The organism is Marinobacter sp. DY40_1A1 (assembly GCF_016597815.1).
Taxonomy (GTDB): domain Bacteria; phylum Pseudomonadota; class Gammaproteobacteria; order Pseudomonadales; family Oleiphilaceae; genus Marinobacter; species Marinobacter xiaoshiensis.
Genome location: NZ_VCHA01000003.1, coordinates 78,432 through 101,077, shown reverse-complemented (window position 1 = coordinate 101,077; position 22,646 = coordinate 78,432). Strand labels below are relative to the sequence as shown.

At 52.4% G+C, this 22,646-nt stretch carries 20 protein-coding genes and 1 tRNA gene; 7 read left to right on the top strand and 14 right to left on the bottom strand.

Features of this window, described 5'->3' with window-relative positions; translation table 11 throughout:
- The first annotated feature begins 2 nt into the window (after positions 1–2).
- On the top strand, positions 3–305 hold the full coding sequence (gene ihfA, locus FFI61_RS08975; RefSeq protein ID WP_071264800.1) for an integration host factor subunit alpha: 303 nt from the start codon (positions 3–5) through the stop codon (positions 303–305).
- Positions 286–651, top strand: a complete 366-nt coding sequence (locus tag FFI61_RS08970; protein WP_200203768.1) for a MerR family transcriptional regulator — start codon at positions 286–288, stop codon at positions 649–651. The genes ihfA and FFI61_RS08970 overlap by 20 nt, the downstream gene beginning before the upstream one ends.
- A gap of 88 nt (positions 652–739) precedes the next feature.
- Here the strand turns inward: FFI61_RS08970 and FFI61_RS08965 are convergent, their stop codons facing one another.
- Positions 740–928 (bottom strand): DUF2892 domain-containing protein, encoded by a 189-nt coding sequence (locus FFI61_RS08965; RefSeq protein WP_200203770.1) that lies wholly within the window; start codon positions 926–928, stop codon positions 740–742.
- Positions 929–1,045: 117 nt separating this feature from the next.
- On the opposite strand from FFI61_RS08965, the gene FFI61_RS08960 reads away from it, so the two are divergent.
- Positions 1,046–1,651 carry a Crp/Fnr family transcriptional regulator gene (locus FFI61_RS08960; protein WP_200203772.1) on the top strand — a complete coding sequence of 202 codons (606 nt, stop codon included), beginning with the start codon at positions 1,046–1,048 and terminating at the stop codon, positions 1,649–1,651.
- Positions 1,652–1,695: 44 nt separating this feature from the next.
- Here FFI61_RS08960 and FFI61_RS17940 read toward each other — a convergent pair whose 3' ends face one another.
- The 6 genes from FFI61_RS17940 to FFI61_RS08930 all read right to left on the bottom strand — a co-directional run bounded on the left by FFI61_RS17940 (position 1,696) and on the right by FFI61_RS08930 (position 7,637).
- Complete coding sequence (locus tag FFI61_RS17940; RefSeq protein ID WP_200370010.1) at positions 1,696–2,832, bottom strand: sulfate/molybdate ABC transporter ATP-binding protein; 1,137 nt, start codon at positions 2,830–2,832, stop codon at positions 1,696–1,698.
- Positions 2,832–3,701 carry a sulfate ABC transporter permease subunit CysW gene (gene cysW / locus FFI61_RS08950; RefSeq protein WP_200370009.1) on the bottom strand — a complete coding sequence of 290 codons (870 nt, stop codon included), beginning with the start codon at positions 3,699–3,701 and terminating at the stop codon, positions 2,832–2,834. Before cysW ends, FFI61_RS17940 begins: the two co-directional genes overlap by 1 nt.
- A gap of 4 nt (positions 3,702–3,705) precedes the next feature.
- Complete coding sequence (cysT, locus tag FFI61_RS08945) at positions 3,706–4,536, bottom strand: sulfate/thiosulfate ABC transporter permease CysT (RefSeq protein WP_413785031.1); 831 nt, start codon at positions 4,534–4,536, stop codon at positions 3,706–3,708.
- A 54-nt stretch (positions 4,537–4,590) separates the two neighbouring features.
- Positions 4,591–5,604, bottom strand: a complete 1,014-nt coding sequence (gene cysP, locus FFI61_RS08940; protein ID WP_200370007.1) for a thiosulfate ABC transporter substrate-binding protein CysP — start codon at positions 5,602–5,604, stop codon at positions 4,591–4,593.
- 163 nt (positions 5,605–5,767) lie between these two features.
- Positions 5,768–5,844 (bottom strand) — tRNA-Pro (locus tag FFI61_RS08935).
- Positions 5,845–5,993: 149 nt separating this feature from the next.
- Positions 5,994–7,637, bottom strand: coding sequence for an FMN-binding glutamate synthase family protein (locus FFI61_RS08930; RefSeq protein WP_200370006.1), 1,644 nt, complete (start codon positions 7,635–7,637; stop codon positions 5,994–5,996).
- Between the two features lie 262 nt (positions 7,638–7,899).
- On the opposite strand from FFI61_RS08930, the gene FFI61_RS08925 reads away from it, so the two are divergent.
- Complete coding sequence (locus tag FFI61_RS08925; RefSeq protein ID WP_200370005.1) at positions 7,900–9,492, top strand: BCCT family transporter; 1,593 nt, start codon at positions 7,900–7,902, stop codon at positions 9,490–9,492.
- Between the two features lie 60 nt (positions 9,493–9,552).
- Here the strand turns inward: FFI61_RS08925 and FFI61_RS08920 are convergent, their stop codons facing one another.
- From FFI61_RS08920 to FFI61_RS08905, 4 genes are all read right to left on the bottom strand, one after another.
- Positions 9,553–10,500 carry an alpha-L-glutamate ligase-like protein gene (locus FFI61_RS08920; RefSeq protein WP_200370004.1) on the bottom strand — a complete coding sequence of 316 codons (948 nt, stop codon included), beginning with the start codon at positions 10,498–10,500 and terminating at the stop codon, positions 9,553–9,555.
- Between the two features lies 1 nt (position 10,501).
- On the bottom strand, positions 10,502–12,019 hold the full coding sequence (locus FFI61_RS08915; protein ID WP_200370003.1) for an inactive transglutaminase family protein: 1,518 nt from the start codon (positions 12,017–12,019) through the stop codon (positions 10,502–10,504).
- A gap of 2 nt (positions 12,020–12,021) precedes the next feature.
- On the bottom strand, positions 12,022–12,819 hold the full coding sequence (locus tag FFI61_RS08910) for an ATP-dependent zinc protease (protein WP_227714792.1): 798 nt from the start codon (positions 12,817–12,819) through the stop codon (positions 12,022–12,024).
- A 164-nt stretch (positions 12,820–12,983) separates the two neighbouring features.
- Positions 12,984–13,358 carry a hypothetical protein gene (locus FFI61_RS08905; protein ID WP_200203797.1) on the bottom strand — a complete coding sequence of 125 codons (375 nt, stop codon included), beginning with the start codon at positions 13,356–13,358 and terminating at the stop codon, positions 12,984–12,986.
- A 284-nt stretch (positions 13,359–13,642) separates the two neighbouring features.
- On the opposite strand from FFI61_RS08905, the gene rmuC reads away from it, so the two are divergent.
- Both rmuC and FFI61_RS08895 read left to right on the top strand, forming a co-directional pair.
- Positions 13,643–15,061, top strand: a complete 1,419-nt coding sequence (gene rmuC, locus FFI61_RS08900) for a DNA recombination protein RmuC (RefSeq protein WP_200370002.1) — start codon at positions 13,643–13,645, stop codon at positions 15,059–15,061.
- A gap of 5 nt (positions 15,062–15,066) precedes the next feature.
- Positions 15,067–15,945, top strand: coding sequence for a hypothetical protein (locus FFI61_RS08895; protein WP_227714791.1), 879 nt, complete (start codon positions 15,067–15,069; stop codon positions 15,943–15,945).
- Here FFI61_RS08895 and FFI61_RS08890 read toward each other — a convergent pair.
- Positions 15,942–16,967: an AraC family transcriptional regulator gene (locus FFI61_RS08890; RefSeq protein WP_200370001.1), complete on the bottom strand. Its 1,026-nt coding sequence runs from the start codon at positions 16,965–16,967 to the stop codon at positions 15,942–15,944. The two genes, FFI61_RS08895 and FFI61_RS08890, sit on opposite strands and share 4 nt — an antisense overlap.
- Positions 16,968–17,142: 175 nt before the next feature.
- Between FFI61_RS08890 and FFI61_RS08885 the strand changes: the two genes are divergently transcribed.
- Entirely contained in the window at positions 17,143–18,234 is a 1,092-nt protein-coding gene (locus tag FFI61_RS08885) for a CaiB/BaiF CoA transferase family protein (protein ID WP_200370000.1), read from the top strand.
- A gap of 109 nt (positions 18,235–18,343) precedes the next feature.
- Here FFI61_RS08885 and FFI61_RS08880 read toward each other — a convergent pair whose 3' ends face one another.
- Both FFI61_RS08880 and FFI61_RS08875 read right to left on the bottom strand, forming a co-directional pair.
- Entirely contained in the window at positions 18,344–21,454 is a 3,111-nt protein-coding gene (locus FFI61_RS08880; RefSeq protein WP_200369999.1) for a hypothetical protein, read from the bottom strand.
- 351 nt (positions 21,455–21,805) lie between these two features.
- On the bottom strand, positions 21,806–22,579 hold the full coding sequence (locus FFI61_RS08875; RefSeq protein ID WP_200369998.1) for an enoyl-CoA hydratase: 774 nt from the start codon (positions 22,577–22,579) through the stop codon (positions 21,806–21,808).
- Positions 22,580–22,646: the final 67 nt, after the last annotated feature.

Below are 22,646 nucleotides of genomic sequence, written 5' to 3'. Positions count from 1 at the left end.
ACATGGCGGCTTTGACGAAAGCGGAAATGGCAGAGCGCTTGTACGAAGAATTGGGTCTGAACAAACGCGAAGCCAAGGAAATGGTGGAAGCTTTCTTCGATGAGATCAGAGGCGCACTCAGCCATAACGAACAGGTAAAACTGTCGGGTTTCGGTAACTTTGATCTGCGAGACAAAAAGCAGCGGCCCGGCCGAAACCCCAAGACCGGTGAAGAGATTCCGATAAGCGCACGGCGTGTTGTTACTTTCCGCCCGGGACAGAAACTGAAACAGAAAGTAGAAGCGTATGTTGGAACCCAGTCATAACAACGAACTCCCTACGATTCCCGGGAAGCGTTACTTTACGATAGGTGAAGTCGCAGAGCTGTGTGCGGTTAAGGCACACGTACTGCGTTATTGGGAGCAAGAGTTTCCGCAGCTGTCACCAGTCAAGCGTCGCGGTAACCGCCGTTATTATCAGCGTGCTGATGTGATAACCATCAGGCAGATACGCAGCTTGCTTTACGAGCAGGGCTATACCATCGGCGGTGCGAAGCAGAAGCTGAGTAGCCACGAAGTGAAAGACGACACAACTCAGTACAAGCAGCTTATTCGTCAAATGATTACCGAGCTGGAAGACGTCCTGGACGTGCTCAACGCCCCAGTAAAATAGACCGTGTAATTAAGTAGAAAAGCCGAAGCGATTTACCATCACTTCGGCTTTTCTGTACCTTGTATCCGGTCTTAGCCAGATTCGTTGCTTACTGCTTTTTGCAGGTTTTGATGCCGAGCAGTGAATAAGCAGGGCAGTTGCCCAGCAGAGCGGTCGCCAGCGGCACAATACCAATCCAGCCCCAAGGTGTTTGTGGCCCAACAAACACCAACGCCAGAAGCACAATGCCGACAATGGCGCGAATAATTCTGTCCGCAGAACCCATATTAATGCTCATAATCCATTCTCCTGTGTTGGTATGAGGCTACAGTTGTCACTTTAGCCCTCACCGTGAGTCCGTTCAGTGATAAAGTCACACTGACCCCTTCATTATTCAATGCCCATGGAAGAGTTCATGCTACAGCACAGTATTCTGGAGACGTTGCCCCGGGAGCTTCAAAAAGAAGCCCTTGAGAGTATTCAGGTTATGCGATTCCCGCCAGGTAAGATCCTGTTCCGGGCCGGAGAGCATTGCCAGGGCTTGCCCCTGATGCTCAGCGGTGCAATCAAAGTGCAGATGACGGGCGTGTCTGGTAACAGTATTGTGCTTTATCGCATGGGAGCCGATGACATTTGCACCTTGTCTATCGGTTGCCTGATGACAGGGTATGGCTATCGGGCAGAAGCTATCGTGGACGAAGAGGCTGAGGCAGCAATGGTTCCCCGGGGGCTATTTGACCGGCTGATGGACCAGTCTGCCGCCTTCCGTCTTGGAATAATGGAGTCATACGGACGCCGGCTGGATGACCTGATGCTCCTGGTAGAGGAAGTGGCATTTCGCCGAATGGATGAGCGCCTTGAAGAGTGGCTTCAGGCTCGCAAAAGCCCAATACACATCACCCATCAGGAGCTGGCTGTTGAACTGGGCACCGCCCGAGAGGTTGTTAGCCGGCTTTTGAAGGAGCTTGAGCGCAAGGGGCGGGTGAGCTTGGCGCGAGGGAGGATTGATGTCTCAGGTTAAGATTACAAGCGCCCCGAAGGTTTAGTCCGGAGCGCCCAAAGTGCTCAGTTGATCAGGCGAATTCTGGGTGACAGCTTAGCCTCATCCCAGTTAACTGTTGCCGGCTGAGTGTCTTTGCCGGTAAACAGGTGCCCAACCTCTGGTATGGCATAACGCAGATCGCCACGAGTTGGGCGTTGCTGGTTAAACTCCGCATGGCTGATGCCAACTTCCCAGATGTTATCTGAGCCTTCACTCGCCCAGCCCTCTGGGCGCAGCTCAACGCGCACTTCGGATCCAATCAGGCTAACGGCTTCGATGCGCAGTGGAAGATTGGCGTGTGCGGCAGGCGCTGTGGCCAGGCGTACTTCATGGGGCCGCAGGTAGAGCTGAGCAGTGCCTTGATGCTGGATGTCCGGAACTGTTACCCAGGCGCTGCCCTGGCTCAAGGTGCCATGCTTGATGTCACCAGACAGCACATTCACCTGCCCGAGGAAGTCGAACACGAAGCGGCTGTCTGGTCGGGCGTAAAGCTCAGTTGGCTCGTTCACCTGTTCCACATTGCCTTGGCTCATGACCGCTACCTGATCCGATAGCTCCAGAGCTTCTTCCTGATCGTGAGTCACGAAAATGCTGGTGAAATGGAATTCATCGTGCAAGTTGCGCAGCCAGCGCCGCAGGTCTTTACGCACCTTGGCATCCAGTGCACCAAAAGGCTCGTCCAAAAGCAGAATTTTGGGTTGTGTTGCAATGGAGCGAGCAAGGGCTACACGCTGTTTTTGACCGCCAGAGAGCTGAGCGGGGAAGCGATTGGCCAAATGCGGCAACTGAATCATTTCCAGCAGCTCGCCAACTCGCTTTTGAATCTCTGCTTTGGATGGACGCTGTTTCCGCGGCAGTGAATCCAGACCAAACGCTATGTTCTGTGCCACGGTCATGTGGCGGAAAAGGGCGTAGTGCTGGAACACAAAACCTATGTTTCGGTCACGTACGTGCAGCTTGGTTACATCTTTGCCCGAGAAACTGACTCGTCCGCTATCGGCAGACTCGAGGCCGGCAATAATGCGCAAGAGCGTTGTTTTGCCAGAGCCGGAAGGGCCAAGGAGTGCGGTCAGTTTGCCTTCAGGAATATTCAGAGAGACGTTGTTGAGCGCCTGGAACTTCCCGAAACGCTTGTTGATGCCATCAACAGTGATAGTCATTACGCTGTCTCCTCTGTTTGCAGACGATTCAGGGAGCGTGTCTGCCGCCATTCCACGAAACCTTTTACAGCCAGCGTAAATACAGCGATGCCGGCCAGTAGCGAGGCGCTCGCAAAAGCGCCAACAATATTGTAATCCTGGTACAACAGCTCGACGTGCAGGGGGAGCGTGTTGGTTTGTCCGCGGATATTGCCGGACACTACCGATACAGCGCCAAACTCGCCCACTGCCCGAGCGTTAGTCAGTACTACTCCGTAAATCAGCGCCCATTTGATGTTGGGCAGTGTGATTGTGCGGAATATTCTCCAGCCAGAAGCGCCCAGCACCACACCAGCCTCTTCTTCTTCGCTGCCTTGCTGCTGCATCAGCGGTATCAACTCGCGGGCAACAAATGGGCAGGTAACGAACACAGTAACCATCACAATGCCGGGCCAGGAGAACATCAGCTGCATGTCGTAACCAGCAAGCCAGCCGCCAACCCAGCCGTTACGACCGTAGAGCAGAAGGTATAACAAGCCCGCAACAACCGGAGATACCGCAAACGGAATATCAATCAGAGTGATCAGTAGTTTGCGGCCGGGAAAACGAAAGCGTGTGACAAGCCAGGCCAGTGCAGTGCCAAAAACCAGGTTAAGGGGCACGGTAAGCGCAGCCACAAACAGCGTCAGGCCGATAGCATGCAGCGTGTACTGGTCCGTCAGGTTGTCTGCCAGGGTTCCCCAGCCAGCGCCCAGAGCCTCAACAAAAATCACAAGTAATGGCACGATCAACAAAGCTAGCGCTATGGCGACTGCAATGCCGATCAACAGCCATTTCATTGCCGGGCTATCGCCAACACGCCGGTGTCGGGAAGGTTGGGAGGCATTCATGAAATTAGCGCCCCTCTATGCGTTTAAGGTAACGGGCCTGCCACAGGGTGATTGCAAAAAGCATTACCAGAGACACCATCAGTACCACGGAAGCTATGGCACTGGCGGCGGCATAGTCGTATTCCTGTAAGCGGACAAAAATCATCAGGCTGGTGACTTCGCTCACATAAGGCATGTTGCCCGCAATAAAGATAACGGCACCGAACTCTCCCAGGCTTCGGGTAAACGACAAGGCCACCCCAGTCAGCAGAGCCGGCCAAAGGGCAGGGAAGATTACCCGGCGGAACACCAGGCCATCGCTGGCGCCCAGGCTCACGGCCGCCTCTTCGTCTTCAGGCGCGAGTTCTTCAAGAACCGGCTGAACTGTGCGAACTACAAACGGCAGACTGGTAAACGCCATGGCCACAACTATTCCTACAGGCGTAAAGGCAACCTCAATTCCCAGCTTGCTCAGCCATTGCCCGTACCAGCCATTCTCTGCAAACAATGTAGCGAGAACGATGCCCGCTACAGCAGTGGGCAGGGCAAACGGTAAATCAACGACCGCATCAATCAGTCGTTTTCCCGGAAATTCGTAGCGCACCAGAACCCAGGCCAGAAGTAATCCGAAGATGCCGTTAAACAGTGAGGCCGCCAGTGCTGCAAGGGCGGTAACTTTGTAAGAGGCGACTACCCGAGGGTCAGTGATTACAAACCAGAACTGATCGAAGCTCATGGCAGAAACTTCCATCACCAGCCCAGTGAGTGGCAGCATCAGGATAAGGCTGATAAACAAAAGCGAAATACCGAGGCTCAAACCGAACCCCGGTAGTACCCGCTTGCTGCGGTTTCCGATCCGTGGCCAGCGCTGAGAGACTGCAGCGCCGGCCTGGTTAGCCGTGGACATGAATTACCGCCGGCGTTGCAGTTGGTCGAGTTTGCCGCCACTGGCAAAGTGCTCTTTGGTGGCGTTTTCCCAGCTGCCGGCAATGGCATCGATGGGCAGCAGTTTTACTTCAGGAAAGCGATCTGAAGTTTCTTGCTTCACGGTCTCGTTATGAACCCGATAGTTGAATCCAGCCAGCAGGCGCTGGGCGTCTTCACTGTACAGGTGCTCAAGATAGGCTTTCGCAAGATCCTCGGTTTTGTTCTGCTTCACGTATTCATCGATCCAGGTAACCGGGAACTCTGCCAAAAAGCTTACTTTTGGCGTTACAACTTCATATTCACCATTGTCGTAGCGATCTGCCAAATTCAGTACTTCTGATTCAAATGTCAGAAGAACATCACCAATTTCACGCTCAATAAATGTAGTGGTTGCACCACGCCCGCCGCTGTCGAATACCTTTACGTGCGAAAGGAAATCCTGCAGGAAACTATCAATTTTTGTCTGGTCGTCGCCAAAGCGGTCCTGGGCATAACCCAGGGCAGCCAGGTAAGTGTAACGGCCGTTGCCTGAGGTTTTCGGGTTGGGCATAACCAGGGCCACATCTTCTTTAATCAGGTCGTCCCAGTTTTGAATGTTTTTCGGGTTACCCTTGCGAACCAGAAACGCCATGGTGGAGTAGTAGGGCGAGCTGTTATTAGGCAGACGCTTGGCCCAGTTCTCCGGAATCAGGCCGCCACGAGTGTGCAGGATATCGATGTCGGTAACCTGGTTGAAGGTCGCTACGTCTGCTTTCAAGCCCTGGATGATTGCCTGTGCCTGCTTTGAGGAGCCAGCGTGAGACTGGCTAACTTCAAGCGTTTCACCGGTTTTCTCTTCCCAGTACTGGTTGAAGTGCACGTTGTAAGCCGCAAACAGTTCCCGGGCAATGTCATAGGAGGTGTTAAGCAGCTCACGATCGGCGGACACAGCCGGTTGTGCAAAAAGTGAAGCGCCTAGCGCAAGACCGGTAACCAGGCCCTTAAGTTTACTTGGCATGACAATCCCCTAAACCAGATGATTTGATGGTGGGTAATTTACCAAAGTCATCTTAAGTCTTGAAAGAATATAAAATGATTTATTCAGATCAATATGGAATAAGTGGGGATGTGCCAGATATAAAAAAAGGGCACATCCAAAGATGTACCCTTTTCGTGATATTTGGTCGGGACGGTAGGATTTGAACCTACGACCCCTTGCACCCCATGCAAGTGCGCTACCAAGCTGCGCTACGCCCCGATTCGCTAATTTATGCCGTTACAAAGCTTGGCTTTGATGGCGTGTGCCGCGGAGACTTAAAAGAGGAATCTCAGTGGCTTAGCGGGAGCGAAGTCTACACTAGCCCGGATTGAAAATAAACAGGCATTGTCGAATTCTGGTTCGAATTTTTAGCGTAGCTTGGTTTCTCTGAGTTTTTGGATGAATTCTGGTGGATCAAAGCTTTCTGCCTGTGAATCGGCCCAGTATTTATCGAAGACAGCCATGCCGGTTTTCCCTTCAAGCAGAGCGCCAGGGGCAAGGAAGGGGAATAGGTCGATGTACGAGTGCACTACTGTTTTCGATACCCGGCGAACTATGTGTTCGGGCCCGAGTTCACCAGGATGGCGCAGGCCAGAGGCTTCCAGCATGTTTTGCAGGGCATCCAGGGTGTTCTTGTGAAAGTTGTACACCCGCTGGCTTTTGTCTTCTACATCAAGCTTGCTACTCCTTCTGGGGTCCTGGGTTGCCACCCCGCTGGGGCAACGGCCGGTATGGCAGTTCAGGGCCTGAATGCAGCCAAGCGAAAACATGTAGCCCCTTGCAGAGTTGCACCAGTCGGCGCCGAGGGCCAGAGTACGGGCGATATTAAAGGCCGAGGTGATTTTGCCAGCTGCGCCTATGGATATGTCTTCTCGTAGATTGGTGCCCACCAGCGTGTTGTGTACGAGGAGCAGAGCCTCTGTCATGGGGGTGCCAATGCGATTGATGAACTCCAGTGGTGCTGCGCCAGTGCCACCTTCGCCGCCATCAATAACAATAAAGTCGGGTTTACGACCGGTTTCGAGCATGGCTTTTACAATGGCGAACCACTCCCATGGGTGGCCAATGGCCAGTTTGAAACCCACAGGTTTGCCGCCGGACAGATCCCGCAACTGATCCAGAAATTCCAGCAGTTCAATGGGGGTTGAAAATGCCGAGTGCTGTGATGGAGATACACAATCCTCTCCCACAGAAACTCCTCGGGCCTCTGCGATTTCCGGGGTTACCTTGGCGCCAGGAAGAATACCCCCATGGCCAGGTTTTGCACCTTGAGATAGTTTGACCTCTATCATTTTTACCTGGTCGAGCGTCGCATTCTTCGCGAACATTTCAGGGTTGAAGGTTCCGTCTTTGTGTCTGCAGCCGAAGTAGCCGGAGCCGATTTCCCATACCAGATCGCCACCGGGTTGTTTGTGGTAGCGGGAAATAGAGCCTTCGCCGGTGTCGTGGTAAAAGTCGCCCATTTTTGCGCCCGTGTTCAGGCTTAGAATAGCGTTGGCAGAAAGGGCGCCGAAACTCATGGCGGAAATGTTGAAAACACTTGCGCTGTATGGCTTTGCACAGCGCGAGCCAATCAGCACGCGGAAATTACTGTCTGGTATTTTGGTTGGGCGGAGGGAGTGGTTGATCCACTCGAACCCATCTTCGTACATTTTCAGTTGTGAGCCGAATGGCCGCTTGTCCAGCACATTTTTTGCCCGCTGGTAGATGAGCGTGCGCTGGTCCCTTGAGAACGGCTGCTCATCGTTGTCGGACTGGATAAAGTACTGGCGAATCTCGGGCCCTATAGATTCAAACAGGTAACGAAAGTGCACCATGATGGGGTAGTTTCGGCTGATAGTGCGTTTCTTTTGCAGCAAGTCGTAGGTGCCAAGTATCGCCAAAGCGCCGAATATGCCGGGGAAAAGATAACCTGCTTCGAAGTATAGGCTCAGGGAAAGCGAAACAAGAAAGCCTGCAATACTTAAAGCGTAAGCTGAGTACCGCATCGGGAATGTGGTTGTTTTCTCCATGAATTTCTCACTTGGCTCAGTAAATACTGTGAAGAGGGTGCATCAATCGGTTGGTCTTCAGTATATCCATGCGGTCCGTAACTTATAGCCGATTGCATGAGTTTTTTGCTTTCAAGTTCGTTGTTTGGTCTATGCTGAAAGAGTACTAATAGCGCTTTTGATGTTTTGAGCTCAAAACATTAATATGGCGCGCCTGTAACATTTGAATCCAGATTATTACGAATTTTCGATACCAAATTCAAAAATCAGGAGGCGCCATCACGTGGGCGACGTAGTTAAAGACGAGTATCAAACAGATTACGTAGCCGGCCAGGATAATGTAAGACCATTCGGGCTGGATCTTCACGCACCGGTATTTCCGATCACAGCGGTATTGGTTGTGCTTTTTGTGGTGGGGACACTCATGTTTCCTACCGCTGCCAACGAACTGTTGGTTGGTACGAAGGACAGCATCATTGAAAACTTCGATTGGTTCTTTTTGCTAAGCGCCAACGTGTTTGTGATTGTATGCATTGCATTGATTTTTATGCCAGTGGGTAAGATTCGCTTGGGCGGCATGGATGCCAAGCCCGATTTCTCTACCATTTCGTGGTTCTCAATGTTGTTCGCAGCAGGCATGGGTATTGGCCTGATGTTCTGGGCAGTGGCAGAGCCAGTGGCTTATTACACTGACTGGTTTGGCACACCGTTTGGAGTGGAGGCGAACACGCCTGAAGCGCGTAAGCTTGCTATGGGCGGCACTATGTATCACTGGGGGCTTCACCCATGGGCGGTTTACTCCATTGTTGCACTGTCTCTGGCGTTCTTTGCGTATAACAAGAACATGCCGCTGACCATCCGCTCCGCGTTTTTCCCGTTATTGAAAGACAAGGTTTGGGGCTGGCCGGGCCATATCATCGATACACTAGCAGTTGTTGCCACAATTTTCGGCTTGGCAACCTCCCTGGGATTCGGTGCTCAGCAAGCGGCTTCTGGCCTTAACTACCTGTTCGGTATGGGTTCCGGCATCAACGTGCAAATGGCGATCATCGTTGGCGTAACAGCAGTTGCGCTTCTGTCGGTACTGCGAGGCCTGGATGGTGGCGTTAAAGTGTTGAGTAATATCAACATGGCACTTGCTGGCATTCTTTTGTTCTTTGTTATTTTTGCCGGCCCCACCATGAGTATTCTGCAAAACCTCTGGGCGACGACATCCAGCTATGTGGGGAACGTAGTGGCCTTCAGTAATCCGTTCGGCCGTGATGACGAAGCATGGATGCGCGGCTGGACTGTGTTTTATTGGGCTTGGTGGATTTCCTGGTCACCTTTTGTGGGCATGTTTATCGCCCGGGTTTCCAAGGGCCGTACAGTTCGTGAATTTGTAACGGCAGTTCTGATCATCCCTACCGTTATTACGGCAGTGTGGATGAGTTCCTTTGGTGGTGCGGCGCTTGAGCAGATTGATCAGGGCATTGGTGCGCTGGCAGAAGATGGCATCACAGAAGTATCCCTGGCGATGTTCCAGATGTTTGCAAACCTTCCGCTGACTGAGATCCTGTCGTTTGTTGGCATTGTGCTGGTGCTGGTGTTCTTTATCACTTCATCGGATTCAGGCTCACTGGTAATAGATAGCATCACCGCCGGCGGCAAAACCGATGCACCTACAGCACAGCGTATATTCTGGGTGATCATGGAGGGGGCCATTGCAGCGGCACTGATCTTTGGTGGGGGTGCGGATGCGTTAAGCGCTATCCAGGCGTCTGCAGTGAGTGCGGGCTTACCGTTCACCGTGATCCTTCTGATCATGACCTGGGGCTTGCTGAAAGGTCTGGCTCATGAGCGCAAGTTGCTGATTGCACGAGGTGAAATGTCATAGGAAGTGACGCATAAAAAAACGGAGCCTTGGCTCCGTTTTTTTATGTTCGTTGTATTCCGTTCAAAGGCTCGCGAAGTTTTTCATAGCGTAGTTCGCGCGCTCTCTGGGTGTGAAGTGAGGGCGCTTGAGACGCTCAACAGCGCGCAGCCTGGGCAGCAAACCACGGCCATTGGCCATCTGGATAGCCAAGCCTGGCCGTGCATTCAGTTCAAGAAGTTGTGGGCCATGCTGAGCATCCACTACAAGGTCAACGCCCATGTAGCCCAGCCCTGTTGCCTCGAAGCAGCGTGAAGCCATCTCCAGCATCTCATCCCAGGCTTCAATTTGGATGTTTTCCAGGGGTAAGCCGGTATCGGGGTGAAGTTTAATAGGGCGGTTGAATTGTACTGCATTCAGGCTTTTACCCGTGCAAAGATCCAGGCCAACACCTACTGCACCCTGGTGCAGGTTTGCTTTGCCATCAGAGTCGGTTGTTGCAAGGCGCAGCATAGCCATCACCGGGTAGCCCTGGAATACGATTATACGTATGTCAGGTACGCCCTGGTGTGAATAGCGAGCCAGCGATGGGGCAGATTCCACCAGGTCTTCAACAATAGCCACATCCGGAGTGCCTGCCAGTGAGTAAAGGCCGGCCAGAATGTTGGTCAGGTGCCGCTCAAGTACAGAAGCCCCCACTCGCGCACCGGATGCCTTTACAAAGCTATCTCCGTCCCGGCCAGTGATCACCGTAATGCCTTTGCCGCCAGATCCTTTGGCAGGTTTGATGGCGAAACCCGCAAGCCCTTCTGCTATTTCCCGAAAGCGAGAGATCTCGTGTTGTTGTTTTACAACCTGCAGCAGCTTTGGGGTTTTCACATCATACTCGGCAACGGCCAGCTTCGTTTTGAGCTTGTTGTCCACCAGCGGATATGATGAGCGCTCGTTATAACGGGCAATGTAGTCAACGTTGCGCCGGTTCATGTTAAGCATGCCCAAGCGATTCAGTGCGCGCGGAGAGATCCAGTCCATATCAGTCGTAGACCTTCATTGGAGTAAAGCGTCTGAGTTCGCTGAGCTTGTAGCCGGTATATTGGCCCATCAATAGAATCAGTCCCAAAATCGAAAAATGCAGCTCCGGGAAGTTGAATGTCAGATGGCCGGCCAGGGGCGCGCTCATCAGTAAGTAGGCGCAAATAGCAACAAACAGGCTGCCAGAACCTTGAACCAGAACCTCCTGGCCGCCTTCTTCTTCCCAGAGAATGGACATACGTTCGATAGTCCAGGCGATGATGACCATCGGGAAGAAGGTCACTGTCATGCCTGTGTTAAAGCCCATCTGATAACCGAAGATACTGAGGCCGGCAGTTATGAAGATAACAAGGATGATCAGGGCTGATATGCGTGATACCAGAAGCAAGTTCAAACTGGAGAGATAGCCGCGCATTGCCAGTCCAATGGCAACCACTGAAAGGAAAGCGACGAGGCCAGGGACCAGAGTGGTTTGAACGAAGGCAACTGCTATCAACACCGGCATGAAGGTGCCTGATGTGCGAATGCCGATAACAATACGCATAAATGCAACAACAAGCGCGCCGAGCGGCAGTAACAGAAGCATGCGGAACATGCTTTGTTCTTCAATAGGGAGTTCATAGAAACTCAGGAAGCCCAAGCCATTGCCGTCAGATTGCATGGCGGAAAGCTGGAGTGCCGGGATAGTTTGCCGAAGTATGGAGAAGCTGACTTCGGAGTTGTCACCACCCACAACGTCGAGCAAGGATTCTGAGCCCTGGCGCCAGAGTAACAGATCTTCGGGAATGCCTTGGGCAGCAGTTTTCGGGTTCAGAGTAAGCCATTTTTCGCCGTTATATATCTGCAGAAAAGGTGTTAGCTGTTGCCGGCGCCGAGCATCCTCAAGTTTCAGGCCATCGGCCGTGCGAGCAGGAATCCCCGAGTGGTTAAGCATGTCTACCAGTAGCTGCAGATAGTTATCTTCAGACACAAGAAGCGTTGTGTTCTGAACGCGGGTATCTGGCTGCATCAACCGGATCAGTTCGCGGGTCATACTTTCAGGTGTGCTTGAGCGAGCCTCTGCCTGGGCCAGAATTTCACGCACAGCTGTCGCCTGGGGTTCTTCCCAGAACAGTCGGCGGGTTCTTGGTGGTTGGGCGGGGGGAGTTTGCTCTGCGCCCGGGTCGGGTATGAACTGCGCCTTGAAATACAAGGTTTGCGGGCCAGCAACTTCGCGCTTCGTCCACTCTGCACGCCGGCTACCCGCTTTATCAATAATCGAAAACCCGTAACCTGGCGAGGCAGCTTGCTCGGTCAGAATCCGGAATCCGGGCGGATGCTCAGGCACATTCAAGCTTGCTACGATTGGTTGATTTGATCCATTAAAGTCTACCCGGGCCTCAACCATCCAGACTGGGTGCTGTTCCCCGGTGAGCCAAGGAATTCCCAGTTCAACGTTGCGCCAAATGGCAAGTGAGATACCCGCAGTAATCAGCAGGAAGACAGCAATATAGAATGGCAGGCGGGAGGGGCTAGTCACGATTATTTCCCGTTGTCGTTATCTGTGCGAATGGAGTCAGGCAGTTCCGTTACGTACTCCTTGCCAACATCAATCAGCATGACATCCCGGAGAACGTTGCGGCCAATGAGTGCCTGGTACGTGAGGTTGCTCCGGTCTGAAAGCGTAAACTCTGCTACCTGTTGATGGTCACCAATGGAGAATTGTAGTTCTACTACTACGCGCCTTTCTGCGCCATCTGCACTGGCCTGAATTACTTTTACGCGCCGGGAAATCTCTTTCTCAAGGGTAACGAAATCTTTTGTGCCGGGAACTGGAACATCAAAACGCACCCAGTTGCTGCCGTCGCGTTCGAAACGGGTAATATTGCGAGCATCAATGGAGGACGTTTCAGCACCGCTATCAATGCGGGCTTTGTAGATCAGCCCGGGGCCGGCCAGATAAAAGTTCTCTACTTCGCCAACGATTACTTTCCCTTTAAGTCTGTCAGCCCGGCCTTTCGATTTATCGGTAGCGGGGCAGGCTTTCTGCGCAGGGATGGGGGGGCAAGAAGGCTTCGCAACTTGCGTAGCAATGGCATCCAGCACCTTTTGTGTTGCGACTTCGTTCTGTTCCAGAATCTTGTCGTGGCGAATCGTTGCGTTGTTTTCCATAGTGACCAGTGTCGCGCGCTGGGTCTGAACTGATGTGTTGAGATCGCCAAGATCGGATTTTGGCACCATGAAATACCTGTCTGCCGAGCAACCCGTCAGCAGAGCAGTGCCTGCTAAAACCACAACGGATAACGTCGATAGACCAGCTCGCAATTGTTTGGAACGCATTAAAAACCCCTGAGCCGGTTGCCGGTCACACCTGGAATAGAATGGGTGTAACAGTCATAAAAAAGATTAACGGAGAATATCCGGGGCAGGAGTATACAACAACCGACGTGTGTATTTGTTTTACAGTTGGTTAAGACGGATTTGCTATCTGCTCTGGCTGCTGCTTAGCGGAACAGAAAGTGGCTGGTGCCCAGAACCTCATCGGAACGTAAATATTCCTGAATCACCGGTGAGCAGTTGAGGTAAAAAAGAAGCAGCTCCTTTTGAATGTCCTGATCCTGAATCCGCGCGGCAAACACAATTAAATCGCGAATAGCATCGTCAGAGGCGGCATCCGACGTTTCGGGGCTCTTGCCATACCGGTTCTTGAGCAGGAGCGTGAGTCGTTCAAGGTGGAACTCGCCAGTGTGGGTAATGTGAGGCAGTAATCTGAAATCGCCTGAACCATAAAAATGAGGATCGCCTTCTCCGCACTCATTATAAGGGCTGTCGGTCTGTCGGAAATCAGCGCCCAGCTTTCGCCAGAGTTCTTTCAGCATGATAAAGGATCCAGTTTGGTTCGGTGTCGGCCCAATAAGCAGTTAACAAAGTGTAATCCGCCAGTTTTGGGCGACATATACTCTTTTAGTGGATATTACGGTGCGCGTCCATAGTCGGATTCGAGCGCATTACCAAATTGCCAAACAGTCGTGATGTACGCCGTGCATATGCCTCATGGCAAAGACTGCCGGCGAAAAGGTTATTGCGTTCCTATAGAATGTAGTGCGTGGGTAAGCTCACGTTAATCCGAACAAATACTGAACCAACCAGAGGAGCTTTACCTGTGCCCGAGGCCGTAAGTGAGTTTGCAGTATCCCGGCCAGAGATGTTGGTTGTATTGGTTACTCTGTTGTTTGCAACTCTGGTTGTTATTGTTGGGCTCATGGCAAAGGCAAGAGCGGAAAGCAAGGCGGCTGGCCTGCAATCTGATGTGGCGGCCCACAGCCGGAGAATTGAAGAGCTTTCAGAAGAACGCCAAAGCCAGCAGTTGAAAATTGACTCCCTCCGGAGTGAGTTGGGTGAGGCCCGAGCTTTACTGCGAGAGCAGCAGGTTGTGCTGAAAGAGGAGCGGCGGTCTGCTGCCGAGAAGCTTGCGTTGCTGGAACGCAATCGGGATGCGCTGAAACAGGAGTTTGAAAATCTTGCCAACCGGATTTTTGAGCAGAAGAGTGAGCGTTTCACTCAGCAAACCCGCACAAGTATTGATTCCCTGCTCAACCCGTTTCGGGATCAGTTGCAGGACTTTCGGAAGCGGGTAGAAGATGTCTACACCACCGAAACCCGGGATCGACAAGCGCTTCGCAGCGAAATTAAATCGCTTCAGGACCTTAATCGCCAGATTACTGAAGAAGCTGCCAACCTTACACGGGCGCTTAAGGGCGACAAAAAAATCCAGGGCAACTGGGGAGAGTTGATACTGGAGCGGGTTCTGGAAAAATCCGGGCTGCGTAAAGGTATTGAGTACGACACCCAGGGTAGTTACCGGGATGCTGAAAACCAGTTGCTTCGGCCAGATGTGGTGGTGCATCTTCCGGATAGCCGAAATCTGGTGATTGATTCCAAAGTGTCACTGGTGGCCTATCAAACATGGGCCACGGAAGAAGATGACAGTGCGCGAGAAGAGGCGCTTAAGGAGCACGTGGCTGCCGTGCGGACCCATATTCGCACTCTGAGTGAAAAAGACTACAGCCAATTAGGTGGCCTGCACTCGCCGGACTTTGTTTTTCTTTTTATGCCCATAGAACCGGCTTTTGTGGCAGCTTTTCAGCAGGACGAGAACCTTTTCTCAGAAGCCTTCGAGCGAAAGATTATTGTAGTCACACCAACAACGCTGTTGGCGACCCTGCGCACGGTTGAAAATATCTGGCGGTACGAACGCCAGAGCCAGAATGCCCGTTTGATAGCGGAGCGCGCAGGCGCTGTTTATGACAAACTCAGAGTATTCGTAGAAGCCATGGAGCGCTTGGGCGGGCAACTGCATACTGCCCAGGTTACCTACGACTCGGCGATGAACACACTCACCAGAGGCCGTGGAAACCTTGTTTCCCAAGCCAACAGGTTTGTGGAGCTTGGCGTGCGGGTGAAAAAAGAACTGCCGAAGGCTGTCATGGATCAGGCCGAGGTGGATTTTGAGCAGAACGTGCCCCGCGAAGAGCCGGGTTCGGAAAATCAGGCAATCGGTGCAGATAACGATCAGGAGTAAGTACCATGGCAGTACGTTTTGGGAACAGCCGTTTACCCGCCTTGGCATTAAAAGGCCGGCAGCTGGCCAAAGTGGCAATTATTGCTTCGGCCTTGCTGGCAGGGCAGGCTGCCGCACTGGCACCGGAGCATGAAACCCGTCGCTTGATGCTGGCGACTGAAGAAGCAGTGGCCGCAGAAAACTGGGCTGAGGCGAGTGAGTATCTTAATCGCTTGCAGCTGCTGGATGCAGAAAAGCCCGCCGATTACTTCTACTACCGTGGCAGGGTAATGCTTCAGTCTTCGCACCTCAATGAGGCGCAAGCCGCACTCGAGGGCTATGTCACCAAAGCCGGAGCTGACGGTAGTCATTACCAAAGCGCCTTGAAACTGATTACCGATATTGAGCGGGCGCGGAAAGAGAAAGCTCTTACCCCTCAGATTGAAGGTGAGGCTAAAGTTGCGGTGATTGAGCCGGCAGGAGATAAGCGCCTTGAGTCTCTGCGCAAATTGTATCTGGCCGATACGGACCGCGAAGCTCTGGTATTGCACCTCAATAGCCTTTTTGGGGTTGCTGGATGGCGGCAGGACCAGGCAATTGTGCGACTTGATCGGCCAGCGGATATTGAATATCGCCTGAGCGTTAGCGGTGATGCAATCGCCTATCAGGAAATCAGGCGCAATAGCTCTGGCGGCGCCACACGGATAGCCGGCCAGATTCCCGTGTATGGGGTAAACCCTCAGGTCGAGTGGCGGTGTGACACAGCTCTGGCGACCTGTTGGGTGTACGATCCACGAGATGGCTCCCGCTTGTTCCAGCTTTCACCGAATCGCAGCCAGGCAGAAGAGATTGCCCAGACTCTGGGGCGACTGATTCGCAACCTGCAGGCCCCCTCCGGCTCCTAGCTTTCGGTTTTGAGGTTACCCCGCTCGCCTTCACGATAGGCGCCCGGGGTAACCCCAGTCCATTTCTTGAAAGCCCGATGAAACGTTGAGGGCTCTGTGAACCCGACTTTTTCTGCAATATCGTTAATAGACAATTCTTGCCGGCTTAAATAGTAAATTGCCATATCCCTGCGCAGTAAATCCTTGATCTCCTGAAACGATGTGTTTTCCTGCTTCAGTCTGCGGCGCAGTGTTTGCGGGCTGGTGTGTAGTTCGCTGGCAATCCATTCGAAATCGGGCAGGGGCTTTGAAAAGTCCCGACCAATGAGCGCCCTGATTTTTCCGGTAAATGTATTGCTCTCATCTGGGCGAGATAACAGATCTGCTGGTGACGTTTTCAGGAACTGCAGGATTTCCGGTTTATCCCTGATCACCGGCGCCGACAGAAAACGTTTATCGAACGTGAGGGCGGTGGAGTCGGAATCAAACTCGAGGGGACAATGGAAAATATGACGGTATTCATCGCCATGAGCGGGCCGTGGGTAATTAAACTCGGCTTTTTCCAGCTCTACCGGTTGGCCTACCAGCCAGCTGCCCAATCGATGCCAGATAACCAGAATGCTCTCGCGCAGAAAATAGTCGGGGTCGTGAATCTCGCCTTCAATGCGTGACACCAGTCGCACTTTTTGACCACCGGCTTCCAGCTCCATTGTGGCCATGGGATCAAATAGCCGGGAAAACTGATACGCGCGGCGATAAACTGCCTCAAGCGTAGGGCAGTCGATAACCAGCGCACACATGGTAGCAAAGGTGCCGGCTCGGGCTCGCCGTGGCCCCATGCCCAGAAACTCATCATCCATGCGGTACCAGGCAATTTGTAGCAGCGAACTGAATTGATCGCTATTGACCCGAGCCATCTCAATGCGCAAAAGATCAGGTGATATGCCTGCACCCCGAAGCATTTCCCCGGTATCAAGCCCCAAACGCTCAGCGCCAGACAGGGCAGCCTGCACAAAGTGCCGTGAAACTGTCAGATCAGACATTAATTTCGCCATTCCATAAAAACCAGACCCATCATAAAACCCCCAAACCACAATGCAACCGAAGCCATTGTAAGAATTGGCTAATTGTAATGGCGTAACCGGCGGTTGGCCCTTTTGGCAAAACCGGGCAGCATGGGGAAAGCACGAACAACCTATCACAAACAAGGAGAACACTATGGCAGGTCCGTTGACCTCGATGAAAATTCTGGACTTCAGCACGCTGCTGCCCGGGCCATACGCCACCATGCTTTTAGCAGACATGGGCGCAGAAGTATTGAGAGTAGAAGCGCCAGACAGGGTTGATCTTACGCGAGTGATGCCGCCCCACGATGCGGGCGTAAGCACCGCCCACGCATTTCTAAATCGGGGCAAACAGTCACTGGCGCTCAACCTAAAAAAAGAAGGCAGCAAAGAAAAGATTCTGGAACTGGTGAAGGATTACGACATAGTGATCGAACAGTTCCGCCCCGGCGTTATGGATCGGCTGGGCATTGGTTATGAAACCCTGAAAACCATAAACCCCAAGCTTATATACTGCGCCATCACCGGCTACGGCCAGACTGGCCCATATAAAGACCGGGCAGGGCACGACATAAATTACCTCTCCATAGCCGGCGTGAGCAGCCATTGCGGCCGTGAAGAAGGCGGCCCCCCTCCAATGGGCATCCAGATTGCCGACGTAGCTGGCGGCTCTCACCACGCGGTGATGGGCATACTGGCAGCGGTGATTCACCGCCAGCAAACTGGAGAAGGGCAGTTTGTTGACATTAGCATGACCGACGCCGCCTTCGCACTCAACGGCATGGCCGGTGCCGCTAACCTGGCTGGCGGCCAAGAGCAGAAGCCTGAAGGCGCCATGCTCAACGGTGGCTCTTTCTATGACTACTACAAAACGCAGGATGGCCGTTGGCTCTCTGTAGGCAGCCTGGAGCCACAGTTCTCCGCAAGACTGTGCGACATTCTGGAGCTGGCTGAAATGAAGAGCTTTGCCCTGAGCCAGAACCCGGATCACCAGAAAGCCTTCAAAGCTGCGCTCAGTGAAAAGATACAGCTGAAAACTCTGGAGCAGTGGCAGGCTATTTTTGCTGATGTGGATGCTTGTGTAGAGCCGGTTTTGAGTATTGCTGAGGCGGCTGAGCACCCTCAATTAAAAGCCAGGGATATGGTGATTGGGGTTGATCGGGGCGATGGCATACTGCAGAAGCAGATTGGGTTTCCGATTAAGTTTGAGAAGACGGGGTGTGAAGCTTCCTATACAGGCAAATGATAATAGCTTCTCGATGGGCCCTGATTACTTAGTTTAGTTGTCGTGGAGTAAGAAAAACCGCGTGACTCTTCGGTCACGCGGTTTTTTTTCATTTATTGCTTACAGGTTATTAAGGGGTGGGTAGTGAGCCCATCATTGTGAGTGTTGCTCCGACCATTCCTTCGAACGTGACAGTTGCATCCTGTTGTGTCACAACTACATCACCGCCAGCTGAGAACGTGCGATCTTTCAAGAAGCTGAACGATAGTTTTTGGTAGTCCGGTGCTTTTGTAACATCAGCTGTTGGTAGCACTGGTGTGCCATGGACTCCTTCTGCATAGTCTGCAAAGAAAGGGCTGCCCTCGATTCCAAGGAACTTGGCAAGTGGCAGAGAGCCAGCCAAAGGTGCTTGGGACGACCGGATTGGGAAGAACTGCGGAATATTCAGTTCAGCTGGGAGAACCCATGGGTCGCTTCCAAAACCTTCGTAAGCCGCATTTACAGTAGTTCTGTCTCCGGTTACTTGGGATACCATCACTGGTGCAGCCGAAGCCACCAAGTTGTCTGCGAAGTTGATAGGGTCTGTTGAGTCGAGCGCCGCTTGGAACACATTGAAGAATGTTTCAAGGTTTGCATCCCCTTGCATTAGACCCGCACCCAAAGGCGCTGGCTGAGACAGACCTCCAAGAATCTTGGGCGCAAATGATGGAGAGTTCTCAAGCATTCTCACGATGCCCGATGCAGGTGTCAGCAAGTGAGCCCCTGCAATTTTCAACTCGTCAACGCCGCTATCGGTAACGGCAGATACGAAACTTGTACCGTTAACGGTGCCGAGTGAATGGCCGACTAAGAAAACGTTATCTTGGTCAACGCCGTCCCAGCTTGCGATAGTCCTTCTCAGGTTCATGAGGTCAACCGCGCCTTGGCGAAGGTTATCCCTGGAGTTCAGGAAGCCTTTGAGGTTGATAAACAGATCTCCCGAGCCGCCCACTGCATTTGCAGGGTCGAAGTTCATCGCAACAACATCATTCGTCGCATTGGTTGCTAGATTGAAGTGACGCTCTGAAACTTGGCCAATTGATGCCAGGCCAGGAATCGTGCTACCCGCATTGGCTACAGCATTTTCCGCTCCGGCTAGGAAGGTAATTCCTTTGTCCAGACCGGGGTTGCCGGTTGTTCCGCCGCCAAGCACCAACTCGATTGTTTGTTGAGCTTGTGCTGGGGTAGTGGCTGGCGTTGCTGTAATAACGAACCCAATGTTTAGCTGACCAGCTATCAAAGCGGCATTGTTGGAGCTTGAGGGTGCCAGTGTTGGTGGCAGGCCTGCGCCTTGGCCGGCTGTAAGAAGGTTTGTGGCTAGGTTGTCTTGCTCCTCGCTAGAGAAAGGGGCAACACCATGCAGAGGCTGATCAATAGCAACAACAATTAGATTGCCATCAGAGTTATTGATCAGTGCGCTACCAAAGCCCAGGGCGGCACTTCGGTCTGTTGTGATGCCATGCTGGAATATTGCAACCTTGTAATTGTTCGCATTATTTGTGAGATCTGCCTCGGTAACACCTTTTGGTGTCATAACCAGCATCGGAACTCTTTGGTCGGTTGTCTTCTCCGGGAAGGGGAATATGCTGTTTACAACAGTTGATGCATCCGCATCTGACTGTGCGACTTTTAATCCTAGTTTCTTGGCCAAAATGCTCGCGAGAGGAGTATCTGCTGTCCAGAAGCTGCCCCTCACCTTGGCGGTATCTCCGCCAACCGGTGTGCCGAGATAGTAAGGTAGGGTAATTGAAGCTTGGTGTACGTCGACTTGAACAGCAGGCGCAGGCTTTATCACTGATGATAAAACCGCTGATACTTGCTGAGCGCTTGTAGGGTCAGAAATGCTGAAGTCTACGGTTTGCACGCTAGGTGCAGGGAACTCCGCCCCGTATACGTTGCTAGCAGTGCCGTATAATACTTCGCCAGTACATGCGAGCTTTGAATCTGCAGTGGGGGCGGCGTCGCAATCTCCCACGCCAGCGGGCACTAGTTTGGGAAATTGAACGCTGGGCACGAATTGCGCTAGGGCGCCTTGAACAGCAAGGTCAACATCTGCATATCCAAACTCTTCGACGCTACCGGAAGCTAGCAAGAAGCTACTTGGTGGGCTGTCAGAGAATGGTGCAAAGTCAGCAGCGTTCACAATTCCGTTGCCGTCAATGTCCCATGTGGTTCCGGGCATACTAGGTGCACCAGGCGCTTTAATTTGGTTCAGGAAGTACAGTTGTGCGCCACGGACTTTCTTCGCCGCTGTTGATGTAATTAACGCTTTAACCTGATCCTCGAACCATTTGGCCGGGTTGGCCATGTAAGTCAGTACTTTTTCATCGTTTGATGTTGTAAAGCTGTAGGCAAGTGCAATGTCAGCACGATTAGGCGCTACAGTTTTTTCAGCAATGGGTTCCCACAGCTTGTTGATAAGGTTAACGACCGGATCAAGACCAGGCCCAACGGTTGTGTTGTCACTGTTGATTTCCGGGTAATTGGGATCAGGGAATTCGTTATCCTTGAGCACCGTATACCTTGGAGAGCTTACAATTGGGTTCCCATCTGCAGCATTCAGGCCTTTCTTGATCACAACAATATAGCGGGTGTTGGGCTTTAGGGGTTCTTTTGGTGAGATCCGGATAAAGTCGGTAAGGGTGCCTTCTTCCGTTTTGAGCTCTTTGATCTCTATGTCGACCCCAATAACTCCACCAGGAAGCCCCGGAACCGACATTCGAGAAACAGTTGCCGGCTCGGAAGCTGATAGCCCGCGCAGGGGTTCTCCGCTGGCATACTTGGTTTCGATTAAAAATACGTTGCCAGCTAGCACGGCAGGATCAGTAGCCTCAAGCTTACCGCTCAACTGGATATCTATCGGAGCAACAGTTGAAGATCCGCTCAGGCCATTTAGCGCAGCAATAACAGGGTTGTCATCTGGATTGCTGACAGAGTAGGAGCCGTCGGCCGGCAACCCTTTATCTCCCGACGCTTTAGCGTAGATCAGGTCATTGGGGATTGGCAGTTGTGAAACGGCAGGTACGGGGTCAAACAATGGGTAAACTTTGCCCGCAAACTTTGCCTCGAATTCAGCTGTGAATTTATCCTGACTGATCGGATAATCCGGATTAGCATTCGCCCCTTCGTCACCGCCGCTGAGGCAGCCTGTTAGCCCAAGGGAAGACGCCACGGCAAGACTTATTAGAGTTTTCTTGAACATGGGTGGAACCTTTTCCTGTTGTTGTATCGTTATGTTCGGCAACTAACGGGGCCGGTCTGAAGCGGTAAACCCGATGTCAGTGGCCTGTTCTGCATAAACGGTTGTCTGAAATTGTAGCCAGCGCTTTAAGCCAATTTCTATATCTATGACTATAGCGACACTAAAGCGCGTGTTGATCAGCCAAAAGTGTGATTCTTGCTGTTTGGATCCTCCTCGCACAAAGGGGAACTTGGCCTTTATGAAAAATAGATGGCTGCACGACGTTTGTCGAGCCCAAGCTGACGATATCCGGGGGTTTTTACAAAATGTAGCAAATGCCCGCCAGAGCAAGATAACTGGCGGGCGAGAGGATTATTTAAAACGTGAGAAGTCCGGTTTGCGCTTTTGCATGAAGGCTCCGAAGGCTTCTGCAGCTTCTGGTGATTTCAGGCGAGCTGAAAACAGTTCGCCTTCGGCCAGCATGGTTGCCTCAAGTTCCTGTTGGATGGGCTTGTTGAGAAGCATTTTCGTTGCCCGAATGGCAGCTGGTGCCTGGTTGACGAGCTTTTCACAAGTTTCCAGCGCGGCTTTCTCGGTGTCGGAGGGATCGCACACTCTATTAATCAGTCCCAGCCGATAGGCGTCTTCCGCGGTGAAGGCTCCGCCCAGCATCAATAGCTCGGCTGCCCGTACCCGGCCGACCCAGGAAGGAAGTAAAAGGCTTGAGCCACCCTCAGGGCACAGGCCCAGGTTTGCAAAGGGCATCTGGAAGCGAGCGTTAGTGCCTGCGAAGACGAAATCGCAATGCAAAAGCATAGTGGTGCCAATGCCTACGGCTGGGCCATTTACAGATGCCACGACTGGCTTTGTCGCTTTGGCCAGCAACATCAGGAAGCGGCCTACAGGCGTTTCTCTGAAGCTGCCTTTCAATCCGCTGGCGAAATCACTGAGGTCGTTGCCGGCGGTAAAACAGTCTTCACTGCCAGTAAATAGTACGCAGCGAAGGCCGTCATCGGATTCGGCTTGCTCAAGCGCATCGCCCAGTGTCGTGTACATGGCGTGAGTAAGAGCGTTTTTGCGCTCCGGGCGGTTAATGCGAACAGTCAAAATCTTGTTGTTGATTTCGGATTGAACAAAGTCTGTCACTGTCTCTCCTGGGGTGCTTCCTGAAGTGGTTTTTGTCATTTGGTTAGGATGATACCTTTTTTCAGGT